12 protein-coding genes and 3 pseudogenes are annotated in these 14326 nt (G+C 68.6%); 4 read left to right on the forward strand and 11 right to left on the reverse strand.

From position 1 onward, the window contains the following. Window positions 1–580 precede the first annotated feature (580 nt). The 3 genes from AB0I23_RS11195 to AB0I23_RS11205 form a co-directional block, all read right to left on the reverse strand. Window positions 581–820 carry a hypothetical protein gene (locus AB0I23_RS11195; RefSeq protein ID WP_359108973.1) on the reverse strand — a complete coding sequence of 80 codons (240 nt, stop codon included), beginning with the start codon at window positions 818–820 and terminating at the stop codon, window positions 581–583. Between the two features lie 7 nt (window positions 821–827). Continuing rightward, window positions 828–1676 (reverse strand): ABC transporter permease, encoded by an 849-nt coding sequence (locus tag AB0I23_RS11200; RefSeq protein ID WP_359108974.1) that lies wholly within the window; start codon window positions 1674–1676, stop codon window positions 828–830. Window positions 1677–1801: 125 nt separating this feature from the next. Beyond that, window positions 1802–2827, reverse strand: a complete 1026-nt coding sequence (locus tag AB0I23_RS11205) for an ABC transporter substrate-binding protein (RefSeq protein WP_359109096.1) — start codon at window positions 2825–2827, stop codon at window positions 1802–1804. Between the two features lie 260 nt (window positions 2828–3087). Here AB0I23_RS11205 and AB0I23_RS11210 point away from each other — a divergent pair, with 260 nt between their 5' ends. Continuing rightward, entirely contained in the window at window positions 3088–3873 is a 786-nt protein-coding gene (locus AB0I23_RS11210) for an ABC transporter ATP-binding protein (protein WP_359108975.1), read from the forward strand. Then, complete coding sequence (locus tag AB0I23_RS11215; RefSeq protein WP_359108976.1) at window positions 3870–4838, forward strand: LLM class F420-dependent oxidoreductase; 969 nt, start codon at window positions 3870–3872, stop codon at window positions 4836–4838. Before AB0I23_RS11210 ends, AB0I23_RS11215 begins: the two co-directional genes overlap by 4 nt. 353 nt (window positions 4839–5191) lie before the next feature. On the opposite strand, the gene AB0I23_RS11220 is transcribed toward AB0I23_RS11215, so the two are convergent. Next, window positions 5192–5659 (reverse strand): ATP-binding protein, encoded by a 468-nt coding sequence (locus AB0I23_RS11220; protein ID WP_436846921.1) that lies wholly within the window; start codon window positions 5657–5659, stop codon window positions 5192–5194. A 111-nt stretch (window positions 5660–5770) separates the two neighbouring features. On the opposite strand from AB0I23_RS11220, the pseudogene AB0I23_RS11225 reads away from it, so the two are divergent. Beyond that, window positions 5771–6622: pseudogene (locus AB0I23_RS11225) on the forward strand (helix-turn-helix domain-containing protein). Then, window positions 6619–6876, forward strand: a complete 258-nt coding sequence (locus AB0I23_RS11230; RefSeq protein ID WP_359108978.1) for a DUF397 domain-containing protein — start codon at window positions 6619–6621, stop codon at window positions 6874–6876. Before AB0I23_RS11225 ends, AB0I23_RS11230 begins: the two are co-directional and overlap by 4 nt. Before the next feature lie 61 nt (window positions 6877–6937). On the opposite strand, the pseudogene AB0I23_RS11235 reads toward AB0I23_RS11230, so the two are convergent. The 7 genes and pseudogenes from AB0I23_RS11235 to AB0I23_RS11265 all read right to left on the reverse strand — a co-directional run. Beyond that, window positions 6938–7156 (reverse strand): annotated as a pseudogene (locus AB0I23_RS11235) (hypothetical protein); the annotation flags it as partial. Then, window positions 7156–7498 (reverse strand): annotated as a pseudogene (locus AB0I23_RS11240) (transposase domain-containing protein); the annotation flags it as partial. The pseudogenes AB0I23_RS11235 and AB0I23_RS11240, both read right to left, overlap by 1 nt. A gap of 468 nt (window positions 7499–7966) precedes the next feature. Further along, entirely contained in the window at window positions 7967–8830 is an 864-nt protein-coding gene (locus AB0I23_RS11245) for a DUF3592 domain-containing protein (RefSeq protein WP_359108979.1), read from the reverse strand. 23 nt (window positions 8831–8853) lie between these two features. Continuing rightward, window positions 8854–9936 carry a hypothetical protein gene (locus tag AB0I23_RS11250; protein WP_359108980.1) on the reverse strand — a complete coding sequence of 361 codons (1083 nt, stop codon included), beginning with the start codon at window positions 9934–9936 and terminating at the stop codon, window positions 8854–8856. A gap of 19 nt (window positions 9937–9955) precedes the next feature. Further along, on the reverse strand, window positions 9956–11602 hold the full coding sequence (locus AB0I23_RS11255; RefSeq protein ID WP_359108981.1) for a glycoside hydrolase family 13 protein: 1647 nt from the start codon (window positions 11600–11602) through the stop codon (window positions 9956–9958). 133 nt (window positions 11603–11735) lie between these two features. Next, complete coding sequence (locus AB0I23_RS11260) at window positions 11736–11918, reverse strand: hypothetical protein (protein WP_359108982.1); 183 nt, start codon at window positions 11916–11918, stop codon at window positions 11736–11738. After that, window positions 11915–14323 (reverse strand): hypothetical protein, encoded by a 2409-nt coding sequence (locus AB0I23_RS11265; protein WP_359108983.1) that lies wholly within the window; start codon window positions 14321–14323, stop codon window positions 11915–11917. Before AB0I23_RS11265 ends, AB0I23_RS11260 begins: the two co-directional genes overlap by 4 nt. Between the last annotated feature and the right edge of the window lie 3 nt (window positions 14324–14326).

A 14326-nucleotide genomic window follows, 5' to 3' on the forward strand; every position in this document is an offset into this window, starting at 1 on the left:
TCAATCGATCATGATGTCTGTTGACCTCGATTCTTCAGCAACGAGCCCCTGCTGAAGAATCGAGGTCAAACACGATTGCGCTACGAGCTCCTTGGATCAGGCACACGAAATCAATACTTCGTTTTCGGCGCGTATCCGATGGCTATCAGGCAAATTCCTCCTACGAAAACGGATGGGGAATGCGAGTATCAGGTGACCACCAGGAGAATCACCCTTACCCCCACACGCGAGGACGTCGCACACCAGGCTTCAGTCATCTTCCGGGCACTCGCCCGAGGAGAAGCGCATGGATCCCTACCGCGATCAGTGCGACTGCAACCACGAAAATCAAGAGGAACGTTGCAATTACGATCCCACCGAACATATTGAAACCTTCTGAATTCTTTTAATGTCCGGACCTGGCAACCACCGAATGCTACCCAACTTGGCGAGCAAGCACGTCTACTTACCCCCGCAACCGCAACCGCAAGCCGCATCAGCTGCGAACGCCTCCGAGATGCGCGACGTCCAGAGCCCCGGGATTCCACCATTACCAAATAGGTGAAACCCATTCAATAAGACCCGCCAAGGCGATGGTCAGTCAGCCCCCGAGGCCATCGTAACCATTTCTATAGATCACCGTCCTAAAAGTCACTTCCATGTCATGCGGCTTGCCCGCGCCTTGGAACGCGATGACGGCGCCCGAGGTGACGAGCGAATCGTCGCTGGGCAGCGTCAGGTCGGTGCTGGTGGTGCGACCGAGGGTGTCGTAAGCGGTGACGGTCTTGGTGTAGGCATTGCCGGTGGCACCGCCGACATAGCGGGTCGATCCGTCGGGCATGCCCGAGTCAGCCGCGTGAGGTGGTTTCCCGGACCCAGGGCAGCGCGAACCGCTCCGTCAGCACCAATGCGAAGTAGAGCAGTATGCTCATGAGCCCGATCAGGATGATCGCCGCCCAGGCAGTGGCGGTGTCGCCGACCCCGCCGGCCTGCACGATCAGATAGCCCAGCCCGCTCTCACCGGCCTGGAACTCGCCGATGACCGCGCCGATCGCGGCGAGCGGCATGGCCACCTTCAGCCCGACGAAGATCTGCGGCAGCGCGGCCGGCAGCCGTACCTTCCGGAACGCCTGCCAGCGCGAGGCGTTCAGCGAGCGCGCCAGCTCGGCCAGGTCCGCCGGGGTCGACGTGAGGCCGGTCGCGGTGGAGAGCACGATCGGGAAGAAGCAGAGCAGAAAGACCATGGTCAGGATCGGCTTCTGTCCCCAGCCGAGCGCCCCCACGAGCAGCGGCCCGAGTGCGATCTTCGGAACTGCGTTGACGGCGACCAGCAGCGGCGTGAACATCCGCTCCAGCAATGGCGAGCCGGCCAGTGACAGTCCGATCAGCACTCCGCAGGCGGTGGAGAGCACGAAGCCTGCAAGCGTCTCCACCGTGGTGTCGCCGGTGTGCTCCAGGAACCGGGCCGGGGCCGCTGTGAACGCCGAGAGCACGGCACCGGGCGGGGGCAGCACCACCGGGTGGACCACCTCCAGCACCGACGTGAGCAGCCACCACACCCCGAGGGCGACCAGCAGTCCGGCCGAGGGCAGCAGCACGGCGCGGGCCGCCGCCCCGCGGTGCAGGCCGGATCGCCGCACCGGCACCGTCTCCGGGCCCGCTGCTGAGGTCTGCTGCGGCGGCGAGAGTTCGGTCATCCCATCCTCCTCGGGCCGCTCCGGCCCTCCTTTTGCTCGGGCCGCTCAGCGCGGAGTCGAGGCGGTGGTGCCGGTGTTCCCCGCCGTCCGCCGGCAGGGAACACACGTTCGGCCAACCAGTGTGATCAGGTTTTCGGTACGAGGTCGAAGTCGATGATCTGCTCAGGGGTCATGCCCCGCGGCAGCGCACCCGCGTCCTGCAGGATCGCGATGCTTCTCGCGACCCGTCCGGAGTTCAGCGTCCCGATCGCGGTGCCGGAACCGCCAGGCGTGACGTACGCGGCCATCAGGTCCAACTCGGCTGCCGCAGCAGCCGGGTTCGTGGCGTCCACGTTGTGCTTCAGGATCTCGGCGGCCTCCTTCGAGTTGGCCAGGCTGTACTCCAGGCCCTTGAGCAGCGCGGTGGTGAACCGCTTCACCATCTCCGGCTTCTGCTCGGCGATCTTCGTCGAGGTGATCAGTACGTTTCCGTAGAGATCGGGCATCACGTCGCTGTACGGCAGCAGGACGGCCTTCTTCTTGGTCACCGCCTCGATGGTCGGCTTGCCCACCACGAACTGGCCGATGCCGTCCACCGAGCCGCTGGCGAGCGTGCCCATCAGGGTCTGCGCGTCGCCGTTGACCCAGGTCACCTTGTCGGCGTCCATCCCGGCCAGTCGGGCGTACGTCGGGAAGAGGTTGCGTACGACGGAGCCGGGTGTGTCGGCGAGGCGCTTGCCCTCGAGGTCCTTCGAGACGGCGATGCCCTTGCCCTCGGTGGTGGCGATCGCGGCCATGGTGCGCTGCTGGATGGCGGCCACCGCGACGAAGTCCTTCGCCTGGCCGCTGCCCATCTGCAGCAGACCACCCGTCAGGTCGATCGGGCCGAACTGCGCCTGGCCGCTCACGACGGCCGGAATCACGCCGCCGGTGCCCTGGCCCGGCTTGATCTCCACGTCGAAGCCGGCCTCCTTGAAGAACCCCTTGTCCTTCGCGACCCAGGCGTACGCGTCCCGGCCGAAGTTGCCGAACGAGGTCAGGTAGGTCACCTTCTCCAACCCCGTGCCGTCTGCATCGCCAGCCGTGTCGGAGTCCGATCCGCCGCATCCCGACGCCAGCCCCAGCGCCGTGGCCAGGGCCACCGCGGCGACCGTACGGGCGAGTCTGTTCATGTGCACCGTATTGTCCTTTCCGACCGCGGACCTGCGTCGGCGGAGGAGGTCGTCGAGACAGAACGGCGTAACGGAACCGCCGGAGTACATGACACTTCGCGCGGGTAACAGCGTACGAGAACCCCGCCCGTGTGACACCTGGTGCGAAGAATTTTCTGACGGGACGACAGGTACCGCTGAGCCGCCGGGTCCGGCTAATCTGACCGGGAGTTATGAACCGGCCGCATTGTTCATCGCCAGTGGATGGGGGAGACCGCCGGATGATCAGACTCACCGGTGCGTCCCGGACCTTCACCAGCCGGTCCGGTACGACGGTGGCGCTCCAGGGCGTCGATCTCCACATTGCCGAGGGCGAGTTCGTGGCGGTGGTGGGCCGGTCCGGATGCGGCAAGTCCACACTGCTCCGGCTGATGGCCGGACTTCTGCCGGCCACCGAGGGTGAGATCACCATCGGCGGCGATCGAGTCACCGGAGCCCGGCGGGACGTCGCCATGCTGTTCCAGCGGCCGGCCCTGCTGCCCTGGCGGTCCGTTCTCGACAACGTCCTGCTGCCCGTGGAGATTTTCGGCTTGAGCAAGGCCGAGCACCTCGCCCGGGCGCACCGGTTACTGGAAACGGCCGGCCTGGGCGGCTTCGAGAAGCACCGGCCGCACGAGCTCTCCGGCGGTATGCAGCAGCGTGTCTCGCTGTGCCGGTCACTGATCGGCGAGCCCCGCGTACTGCTCATGGACGAGCCGTTTTCCGCGCTCGACGCACTCACCCGCGCGGAACTCGCGGTGGAGCTGCAGCGGGTCCACATGGAGAACTCCGCCACCGTCGTCTTTGTCACCCACTCGATAGACGAGGCCGTGCTGCTCGCTGACCGTGTGGTGGTGCTCAGCCCGCGCCCGGGCCGGATCCGCAAGGTGGTCGACGTCGACATCCCCCGGCCGAGGACGCTGGGCCGTACCGCGCATCTCGGCGAAGTGGCCCGGTGCAGCGCCGACCTGCACGAGCTGCTGATGGAACGGGACATGTCGGCGCCGACCGGAACGGAAGGGCGATGACCGTGCGGATCTGCGTCTTCACCGAGCCGCACCGCGGCGCCGACTACGACGATCAGCTGCGCTTCGTACGACTTGTCGAGGCCGGCGGGTTCGAGGGCTTCTTCCGGGCCGACCACTACCAGGCGATGGGCGCCGATCCCGGGCTGCCCGGCCCTACCGACGCGTGGCTGACGCTGAGCGCGCTCGCCCGGGAGACCTCCCGGATCCGGCTGGGCACCCTGGTCACGTCGGCCACCTTCCGGCTGCCCGGCCCGCTGGCCGTGATGGTGGCGCAGGTCGACCGGATGAGCGGCGGGCGGGTAGAGCTGGGCATCGGCGCCGGCTGGTACGAACGGGAACACGCCTCGTACGGCATCCCGTTCCCGGCCGTCGGCGAGCGCTTCGACCAACTGGAGGAGCAGCTGGCCGTGATCACCGGCCTGTGGCGGACACCGGTCGGCGAGAGTTTCAGCTACCGCGGCGACCACTACCGGCTGGTCGACGCGCCCGCCCTGCCGAAACCGGTGCAGGTGCCGGGGCCGCCGATCATCGTCGGGGGCCGCGGCCCCAAGCGCACCCCGGCGCTGGCCGCCCGGTACGCCGACGAGTTCAACATGCCCTTCAAGTCGGTGGCAGAGACGGCGCAGGCGTACCAGCGGGTGGCTGAGGCATGCGACCGGACCGGCCGGGCCGACGCCGGTCGGCCACCGCTGGTGCTCTCGGCCGGTGTCGTGGTCGCGATCGGCCGTACCGACGCGGAGGCGCAGCGACGGGCCGCCCCGCTGCACGTCAAGAGCGCGCTGCCGCCGGAGGATCCGGTGGTCGGATCCCCGGCCCAGCTCGTCGAGCGGCTCGGCGAGTTCGCTGAGATCGGCGCGAGTCGGATCCATCTGCGACTGACCGACTTAACTGACCTCGATCACCTGGAACTCATCGCGAATGAGGTGCTCCCGCAGCTGGAGGACGTGAAGCCCGGGGCACCCTGAGCTTGCCGAAAACCTCATCCCCCAGGTGAAGAGCGCCCCCGGTAGCCCCTGCGTTTCACTTGCGGCGATGTCCGGGTCTTGAGCGGGAAAGCGAAAGTGCCGCTGACCTGCAATGCCGGTGACTTACCGCGTTTCCGCAGGTCGGGTGGGGTATCGAGTGACTTTGAGTGTGTAGTGGACGTTACTCGGAGTGCGGGGCTGGTCCCGTTTCCTGACCTCGAAGGTGTTTTTGATCGGTTTCTTGATGCGCTGGCACTTCCGGTTGCGGACGGTGCCCACATCCCGGTTGACGGCGACCAGCCGCAGGCGGGGCTGTGGACGATGCCGGGCCGGCTACGTGAGCGGATGAGCGTTTACGCCAGTCCTACGTCCAGAACGGCCCACACCGTTTTGCCGGGCTCGTCGACGCACGGATACCAGCCCCAGCGGTCGGTGAGTGCGGCCACCAGGAGGAGGCCGCGTCCCGCATCCAGGTCGTCCGACGGTTTTGTGAGGGCGGGGGTGCTCTCGCCGCGTGAGTCGGTGACCTCCACGCGCAGGGTCGCGCCCTCGGCGGATAGCCGGAGGCGGAAGTCGCGGCCGGGTACGCGCCCGTGACGTACGGCGTTCGCGCTGAGCTCCGCGACGATCAGCGTCAGCACGTCGTGGGCGTCGCTTCCGTAAGGGATGCCCCAGGCGTCGAGGCGTTCCCCGGCCAGGCGGCGGGCGAGACGGGCGCCGCGTGGAGTGGAACTGAAGCGCATGGTGAAGTGGTGCCAGGGGAAGCGGGGTTGGGTGGGGCGAGCGGGACGTACAGGGAGGGGTGACAGATCGCTGTTCATGCCTCCACGTTGCGGCTTGGTGGCGTAGCGTGACCAGGGGTGACGCGCCGTCGCGGGGTGTTTGTACGCGGCGGCCGTGCGGCGTGTACGTACGTGGGACAGGCGGTGGCGATGACGCAGGACGAGGCGGTTGCGGCGGAGTCGGGGAAGCGGCCGGAGGACGAGTCGGGCTCGGGTGTGGTGACTGCGTTCGGGCGGCAGTTGAAGCTGCTGAGGATGCGGGCCGGGCTGGAGCGGTCCGAGTTCGGGAAGCGCGTGGGCTACGCGGGGCAGTCGGTCGCGTCCTTCGAGCAGGGGCGGCGTATCCCGCCACCGAGGTTCATCGACCGGGCGGATGAGGTGCTGGATGCCGGTGGCGTGCTCAAGGCGTTGAAGGAAGAGGTCGCGCGGGCGCAGTATCCGGCGTTCTTCCGGGATGCCGCGCGGTTGGAAGCCAAGGCCGCTGCCATCTGTGTGTACGGCCTGTACGCAGTTCCGGGGTTGTTACAGACGGCAGCCTATGCACGAGCGGGTTTTCAGCAGGAACGGCCGCTACTCGACGACGAGGTCATTGAACAAGGGGTCTCTGCTCGACTGGCCAGGCAGGAGATCTACGACCGACGCCCCGCCCCGTTGTTGAGCTTCATCGTCGACGAGGCCGTACTCCGCAGGCCGATCGGTGGACGGTCAGCGCTGTACGACCAGTTGGAGCAGATGCAACGCATCTGACAGAAGCGTAACGTCGAGGTGCAGGTGATGCCTTTGGACAGGGAGGACCACGCAGCACTCGGAGGGCCGTTCACGCTGATTGACAATGCTCAGGGGCAGCGCATCGCGTACGCCGAAGTCCAGGGTGACAGCCGTCTCTAACCGGGCCAGACGACGGTCCGTGAGCTTGAGGCCCGCTATGGCATTATCCGATCGCAGGCGCTCACGCCGCGTGAGACTTCGGAGTTCATTGAGAAGCTTCTGGGAGAGACATGACCGTTCACCGCACCAGGCCGGCGGTACTCGATTTGGCGTGGTTCAAGAGCAGTTACAGCACTGGCAACGGCGGGGAGTGTTTGGAAGTCGCCTGGCGTGCGAGCAGCTACAGCGGGGCTGAAGGCGGCCAGTGCGTGGAGTTCGCATCTGCCGCCACCCACGTGAACATCCGGGACTCGAAGCAGGTCAACGGCCCCGTGCTGACCGTTGGACCTGAAGCGTGGGCCGGGTTCGTAAGTCTCGTCGCCAACTGAGGAGGGCCCCTGCCGCACGCCGGTTCGGCGTGCGGCAGGGGCCCTCCCATCAGTCCGAGGACTACTCGTCCAGGCCCTCTTCGCGGCGGATCATCCGCCAGGCGGCCTTGCGGGCGCTGCGGTCCAGGCTGGACTTGAAACCCTTGTCGGGGCCGAAGTACTGACGGCCCATGCCCGTGATGGTGTCGATGTGGTCGGCCATTTTGTCCGCAAAGACATTGTCGAAGACGAGGCCGAAGTTGTCCTCGTCGTTGACGACGGCCGCAGTCCGTACCCTTGGGGATAGCCGCCGTGCGGGCACCGCCCCAGCCAGCCCCGGTTGCGCTCGCTGTCAGGCACCTTGATCGAGCTGCAGCCGTCGAACGACACCGTCCGATACGGGCCGAACCGTACCCCCTGGCGTGGTCGGCTGGGCCAGCGGCCCGGCCAGCATCTCGAACAACGCCCGCACCGGCGCGCTGCCGAGTCTGCGGCGCAGATCACGTGGCGCTTTCGTGCTCGGGCAGACGATCGGCATCCCCGACAGGCCGGCGGTCAACTTGTCCCAGACCAGCCGGTAGCCGACCTCGGGAAACAGACACATCGCCAGGAGGGGGCCCGGTACGAGCCGATGATGCCGCCCCGCCGGAACACCTCGAAGACTCCGTGGTCGACCCGCAGGTGCACGGTGCCGTGCTCGAAGACCACCGGCTCCACGTCAGGCCACCGACCGGTCGGCGAGCCGGGCCACCTCGGTGAAGTAGGCGCGGAACAACGGCTCGTCGCCGGGCGGCACCTGGAACGCGGGCGAGGTCGAGTACCGGAAGACGAGCCGGTCGGTGTTGTAGAGGGCGGCCTGCGGGTCGCGGACGACGCCGAAGTACAGCGTGCCGGGCCGGGTCCGGCTTCTTGTAGTACAACGACGCCCCGAGCCAGCGCAGCGGGACGCGGAACGCGCGCGCGGAGCTGTCCAGGGTCAACGGCTCGAACACTCCTCGGTCCATACGCAGATGAAGGTTCTCGTAGTCGAACGTGAGCGGATCGAGGGGAAGAAGGTAACCACCTGGCCCAGAACCCCTCTTGGGCCTCACCAGAGAACCTCTCCTGGGCCTCAGAGCATCACCGCTCCCGCCACGGCCGTCGCCACGAGCACGACGATCGCCAGGACGTGGAACGTCACTTCCCGCTCCTCCGAGCGGTGTTCGGCCGCACGGTCCAGCGTGAACTCGGCCGGGCCGGCCGGCGTGTAGTGAACCGTGACGTCACGGCCGTACGCGCCGGCGGGGTCCGGCAGGTTGGACGTGCAGTAGGCCGTGACGGCCGTGCCCTCACGGGTGGTGAACGACACGACCGGGGTGATGGTGGTCGAGGTGTACCCGTCGTCGTCGACGCTGACGTCCTTCAGGACCGCGACGACTCGTCCCCGCACGGTGTCCATCGCGGCCAGCTGCTCGATGCGGCGGTTCTTGGCGCGTACTGCCCCGGGCAGAAGAACGGCGCCGGAGACCGCCCACGGCCCGCCGAAGCCGATCAGCGCCCACGGCCACCCCCAGCCGACCGCTGCGAGGACCACCAGCCCGACGTAGACCAGGAAGACCGCGAAACTCGGCCAGCCCAGCCCACGACCGGGCTCCTCCGGTGTGTTGGAGAACCAGTAGGCGTGCGGTCTGCCTCGCGGGTGGCTGACCCCGATCTCCCGGCCCTCCCACGCACAGGTGATGATCGTCTCGCCCCGCTCGCCGTCGTTCGTCACGGTGACCTCCTGCCCGGAGGTCGGGTCGCGGTAGGAGACGACCACCGATATCCCGCCCTTCCGGGACCCGCCGTGCCGGGGCTCCCGCACCCGCTGGATCCGCCCTGTGAGCCGGACCGTCCGCTGCGCCTTGGTCACACCGGTCAGCGACATGCCGTACCCGACCAGCGCCACCACACCCCACACCGCACACCACAGCACCAGAAACTCGTCCCACCCCATGCGCCCTCCTCCTGCCGATCCGGTCAACTGCCGCTGCGCCGCAGCACTTTGCCCTGCCCGTCCGCTTCCAGCGTTCCCGTGCCCCCGTCCCCGGTCACCACGACCCTGAGCGTGAGCGAGCCGGTGACGCCGTCGGCGGTCAGCTGCCAGCTCCGCGGAGAGTCGACGCCGAGGGTTGTCCTGGCCTCCTCGACCAGCGCGGAGACGCGCTCGTAGGGCAGGGAACGCGGGTCGAACCCGGCGGTCTTCACGCCGATGGGGGAGAAGACGACCGTCAGCAAGCGGCCCTGCACGACGACGGTGAGCGCCTGGCGCTTGTCCCCGCCCTGCGTCAACGACTCGACGGCCTTGCGCAGTTCGCCCTCGTCGAGCATCGACTGGCCAGGCCCCAGGGTGACCGTGCCGGTTGCCGACGTCACGGTGGTCGTGGACGACGAGGAGGAGACGGACGGCTTGGGGGCGCCGCTGTCGCCCTCGTGGGAGTCGAACAAGTCGGCACGGAACAGCAGGAGCACGGCGGCCGCGCCGAGCAGCAGGCCGAGGAGAGTGAGGAGGGCGTTGAAACAGCCCCCCGGGGTCTCGCTCTTCATGGCCGGACCGGGCACCGAGTCCACCTGGGCCACGGCCGCCCGCTCCTCCCACTGCGGCGTCGGCCGCTTCACGATCCGCGTCTTCCACGGCCGGTCCGGCGGATACTCCACCACCACGACCCCGCGCGGCCGGTAGTCGGGCAGCTCGACAAGGTTGACGTCCTGCCGTATCTCGACACGGAACGCGGGCGCGTCATCCGGCGCGACCGACAGATCGAACCGCACCGGCACGTCGCTGGTCTCACCCCCGACGGCCTCCAGACTCTCGATCACCGCGAGCGCCGTGCGCGGCACGACGGCCGCCTCCCGGGCGCGGCGCGGCAGGGTGCAGGGGAAGAAGAGCAGACCGTAGGCCGCAGGCAGAACGAGCCCCAGAACAATCAACGACGCCTTCTCGACGACGCACCCGCTGATGAAGGCGGTCAGCGACGCACCGATCACACCACCCGTCAGGAATCCCAGGGCGAGGTTGGCGGGAGTGTTGTATGTGGGCGGCGCGCCCGCAGTGATTGTCATGTGGCCAATTGTGTACATCCTAGACTTCGAGCCAGACCGCGTGATCCGTTGCCAGCACACCGTCCTCGACAGAGGCGCTGCCGAGGAGGACGGAGGAGTGGTCGGGGAGTGGGTACGGGGCGGCGGAGAGGTTGACCACGCAGACGAAGCCGGGGTCGCGGCGGAAGGCAAGGACGCCGGGTGGCGCGTCCAGCCAGGTCATGGTGCCGTCGCCGAGGGCGGGGTGTTCGCGGCGCAGGCGCAGGGCGGTGCGGTACAGCTCCAGAACGGAGGTCTGGTCGCCGGTCTGTGCCTCGACAGTGAGCTCGTTCCAATTGGCGGGCTGGGGCAGCCAGGGTAGGGCGGTGGCGTTGTCGGGGCTGAAGCCGAACGGCGGGTGCTGCCCGGACCAGGGGATGGGCACCCGGCAGCCGTCGCGGCCGGTGTCGGTGTGTCCGGAGCGTTCCCAGATGGGGTCCTGCAGGACGTCCTTGGGCAGGTCTTCGACTTCGGGGAGGCCGAGTTCCTCGCCCTGGTAGATGTAGGCGCCGCCGGGGAGGGCGAGGGTGAGGAGGGCGGCGGCGCGGGCGCGGCGTGTGCCCAGGTCCAGGTCGAGGGGGCCGTCGGGTTCGTAGCGCTCGCCCGCGACCCAGCGTTTGGCGGCGTTTCGGCCGTAGCGGCTGGGGTGGCGCATGACGTCGTGGTTGGAGAGCACCCAGGTGGCGGGTGCGCCGACGGCGCCGAGCATGGCGAGGGAGTCGTCGATGACCGTGCGCAGGTCCTTCGGGTCCCAGCCGGCCATGAGGAAGTCGAAGTTGAAGGCGGTGTGCAGGGCGTCCTTGCGGACGTAGGCGGCGAGGCGCTCCGGGGTGTCCGCCCAGGCTTCGGCGACGAAGCACCGGTCACCCTCGAACTCGTCGGCGACCTTGCGCCAGGTGCGGAAGATGTCGTGGACGTCGTCGCGGTCCCAGTGCGGGTGGCCGGTGTGCTGCCGGGGCTGCTGGCGGTCCGGGTCGGGGCGGGGTTGCAGATCGGGCAGTTCGGGGTCTTTGACGAGGCCGTGGGCGACGTCGATGCGGAAGCCGTCCACGCCCCGGCTGAACCAGAACCGCAGGACGGCTTCGAACTCGGCGTGGACGTCGGGGTGGTTCCAGTTGAGGTCGGGCTGCTCGGGGGCGAACAGGTGTAGGTACCAGTCGCCGTCGGGCAGCCGGGTCCAGGCCGGGCCGCCGAATTCGGAGACCCAGTTGTTGGGCGGCTGGGTGCCGTCGTGGCCGCGGCCGGGCCGGAAGATGTATCGCTCCCGCTCCGGGCTGCCGGGGCCCGAGGCCAGGGCTGCCTGGAACCAGGCGTGCTGGTCGGAGGTGTGGTTCGGGACGATGTCGGGGATGACGCGGATCCCGTGCCGGTGTGCCTCCGCGATGAGCTGCTCGGCCTCGGCCACGGTGCCGAACAGTTCATCGATCGCGCGGTAGTCGGCTACGTCGTAACCGTGGTCGGCCATCGGCGACTTGTACCAGGGGTTGATCCAGATGGCGTCCACGCCGAGCGACTTGAGATACGGCAGGCGGGAGCGGATGCCGACGATGTCGCCGACGCCGTCGCCGTTGCGGTCGGCGAAACTGCGGATGTAGACCTGGTAGATGACGGCGCTGCGCCACCACGGTGGGGTACCGGGAACGGACATGCGGCTGATTGCTCCTTGGACGCGGGGGAGTTGGGCGGCTGCTTCGCCGCGCCGGCGGTCAGTACGGCGACGACGCGGCGCTGGAAGAGCAGCACCATGAACAGTAGGGGGATGGTGACCAGGACCCCTGCCGTCATCTGGCTGCCGGAGGGGGCTCGAACTGGGCGGCGCCGGCGAACGTGGAGATGGCGGCCGGCGCTGTCCGCATGCCGGGCTGGTTCGGCATCGACAGAGCGATGAGAAACCCGTTCCAGGCCGCGGCGAAGGTGATGATCGCGGTGGTGAAGATGCCCGGTGCGGCGAGCGGGATGATCACCTTGCGGAATGTCTCTCGGATGGTCCGGGCGGCTGCAACGGCCGGTCGCTGGGTTGTTCGCCGGGCCTCCGCCGCCGGCAGCCCGCCAGCGTATTGGCGCCGGGCTTGGCCAGTGGTGTCAGGCCGTAGAAGATGCGTGGTGAGCCGTCGAGCGTGAGTGTCACCTGGCCCGGGGCCGATGACAGTTGCCGGCTGCGGCCGATGGCGTCCAGCTGGCGTACGGCGTTGCCGGCCGTGACCGTGAGGAGGGTCTTGGTCGGCCAGGGGTCGACCCAGACCTCGGGGGCGGGGAAGTGCCAGTCGGTGCGCTGGCCGGAGGTGTTCAGCAAGTAGCCGTCGGCCCGGTTCCACAGGACGACCGCCGGGCCGTCGGGTGTGTCGAACCACAGGCCGAAGGTCTGTGGGTCGGGGAAGGTCAGCCAGCCCTGGAAGGTGGCCTGATCGAGTACGCGGGCCGCGGTCGCGTACGCCAGGAGCGACGGCTTCGGGCTGAGATCGCGGTTCATCAGCCCGTAGTGGTATTCGACGTTGTCCGGATCGGCGACCTGCGGCATGCCCAGCACGCTGTCGTGGAACTGGTACCAGCACACGCAGGTGATGCCTTCGGCTTTCGCCAGTGCCAGGCTGAGCAGGACGTTCTCGGCGGCGTGCCGGTAGGTGTCGTGCCACCAGCTGTTCGGCTTGGTCGGCGCGTAGGCCTCGGTCAGCCAGACCTCCTTCTCGCCGTGCTGCGCCATCAGCGTCTTCAGTTGCTTCAGTCCGCCGTAGAAGTTCCAGTACGTGCCTTCGGGGCCGGTGCTCCAGTCGTCGCCCGGAGGTATGTAGTCCGGGGTGAAGTTGCCGCGGCCGGGGTGATAGGCGAACGCGTCGATCAGGTCCCAGCCGCCGGCGGCGATGAAGGTCTCCACCCAGGGTTTGTCCATCCCGGCGAGTCCGTTGTTCATCAGCTTGACGGCGGCGCCGGTCGCAGCCCGTCGGTCGAAGACCGGGCGCAGCGCCTTGTCCAGGTAGGTCTGGGCGGCTGCTCCGGTGTTGAACGGCCGGTTCAGTTCGTTGCCGACCTCGAAGTAGCCGGCTCCGGCCCCTTGCGCCACGGTCAGTTTGTCGGCTGCCCAGGCTGCAGCCTCGGTGTCGGTCGCGTCGAGTGACGGTTGCAGTTCGATGTTGTGGCGGATGCCACGTGCGTCGAACGCTGAGGGCGGCAAGCCCGGGCCGCCGTCGTAGGCGATGCGGACCAGTGCGATGCCGACCCGCTGCCAGAGGTCGAGTACGGCGTCGGCGCTCGGCCGCTGCAGCCACGGGTAGTTGGCGATCCCGAACATGCTGTCCGCGCGGGCCTGGTAGGTGAACGGTGGCAGGGTCGCGAGGTTGGTCCGGGCGAAGGCCTCGTCGTCTGCGGACCGTACGACGACCTCGGCGAGCGCGATGCCGGCGGCCGGCGCGGGCACGGTGAAGGTGTGCTGCCAGGTGCCCGCCGCGGCGATGCTGCCGGTCATGGTGGTGGCGGCCAGTTGCGCGCCGTCGAAGTCGCGCACGGACAGCTGCAGTTCGGCCGGGCGTGCGGTGCCGCCGTTGGCGACCAGGGCGGTGAGCTGCATCGGCTCGCCGGGGACCTGGTAGAGGTTGAAGTCGCGGTCGGTGGTCAGCTCGAGGCCGAGTTCGTGGCCGCGGCCGATGGTGGCTGTGGCCGACGGCCTGGTGTCGGAGAAGAAGAAGTCCGCCCGGCTGGTCCACCCGCCGGCCGGGTCGGCCGTTCCTGGTGCGTGGACCCAGGTCGCGTTCGTCCAGGCCTGGCGTGAGCGGTCCAGCAGGAACAGTCCGTGCCGGCTGCCCCAGGTCGAGGTGTGTGCGACGCCGACGGTTTCCTCGTAGGGGATGCCGCCGCCGGCGTCGCGGACCCATTCGGTGATCGCGATGTAGTCGTCGGGCTCGGTCGGCGCCTGGATCGCCCGGCTGAACAGGAAGCCGTCCGGCACCAGGGTGTCCGCGCCGGTGATCCGCCACTCCAGCCGGGCGTGCTCGGTGGTGACGCTGAACCAGCCGGTGACGGTGGCCGGCCCGGGGGCCGCGTCGAAGGCGTAGTCCATCCGGATCGCCGGTGTTCCGTCCTGCAGGGTGGCCAGTGCGGGGGTGCCGCCGGTCGACAGGTGGATGCCGGTGAGCTGGTCCTTGATCTGGAACTTCGACCCGGCGGTACGGGTGACACCGGCCGCGTCGCGTATGGCGAGCCGGCCGCCGATGCCGGCCAGCAGGCTGATCCCGCCGGCGGCCAGGGTGACATCGCCGTTCGCGGCGTGGGCCGTCACGGGGGTGGGCTCGGCGACCAGTACGACGCCGGCCGCGAGCGCCGCGCCGAGAAGACCGCGACGGCTGAGGTGGGCGCCTTCGGCATGTGGGGTTGTCATCGT

The organism is Streptomyces atratus (assembly GCF_040655115.1).
In the GTDB taxonomy this organism is placed as follows: domain Bacteria; phylum Actinomycetota; class Actinomycetes; order Streptomycetales; family Streptomycetaceae; genus Streptomyces; species Streptomyces atratus_D.

What these genes read in the sequence shown, in the direction of transcription:
- AB0I23_RS11195 (WP_359108973.1), bottom strand. Translation starts at nt 820, where the DNA reads ATGCCCGACGGATCGACCCGCTATGTCGGCGGTGCCACCGGCAATGCC.
- AB0I23_RS11200 (WP_359108974.1), bottom strand. Translation starts at nt 1,676, where the DNA reads ATGACCGAACTCTCGCCGCCGCAGCAGACCTCAGCAGCGGGCCCGGAG.
- AB0I23_RS11205 (WP_359109096.1), bottom strand. Translation starts at nt 2,827, where the DNA reads ATGAACAGACTCGCCCGTACGGTCGCCGCGGTGGCCCTGGCCACGGCG.
- AB0I23_RS11210 (WP_359108975.1), top strand. Translation starts at nt 3,088, where the DNA reads ATGATCAGACTCACCGGTGCGTCCCGGACCTTCACCAGCCGGTCCGGT.
- AB0I23_RS11215 (WP_359108976.1), top strand. Translation starts at nt 3,870, where the DNA reads ATGACCGTGCGGATCTGCGTCTTCACCGAGCCGCACCGCGGCGCCGAC.
- AB0I23_RS11220 (WP_436846921.1), bottom strand. Translation starts at nt 5,659, where the DNA reads ATGAACAGCGATCTGTCACCCCTCCCTGTACGTCCCGCTCGCCCCACC.
- AB0I23_RS11230 (WP_359108978.1), top strand. Translation starts at nt 6,619, where the DNA reads ATGACCGTTCACCGCACCAGGCCGGCGGTACTCGATTTGGCGTGGTTC.
- AB0I23_RS11245 (WP_359108979.1), bottom strand. Translation starts at nt 8,830, where the DNA reads ATGGGGTGGGACGAGTTTCTGGTGCTGTGGTGTGCGGTGTGGGGTGTG.
- AB0I23_RS11250 (WP_359108980.1), bottom strand. Translation starts at nt 9,936, where the DNA reads ATGACAATCACTGCGGGCGCGCCGCCCACATACAACACTCCCGCCAAC.
- AB0I23_RS11255 (WP_359108981.1), bottom strand. Translation starts at nt 11,602, where the DNA reads ATGTCCGTTCCCGGTACCCCACCGTGGTGGCGCAGCGCCGTCATCTAC.
- AB0I23_RS11265 (WP_359108983.1), bottom strand. Translation starts at nt 14,323, where the DNA reads ATGACAACCCCACATGCCGAAGGCGCCCACCTCAGCCGTCGCGGTCTT.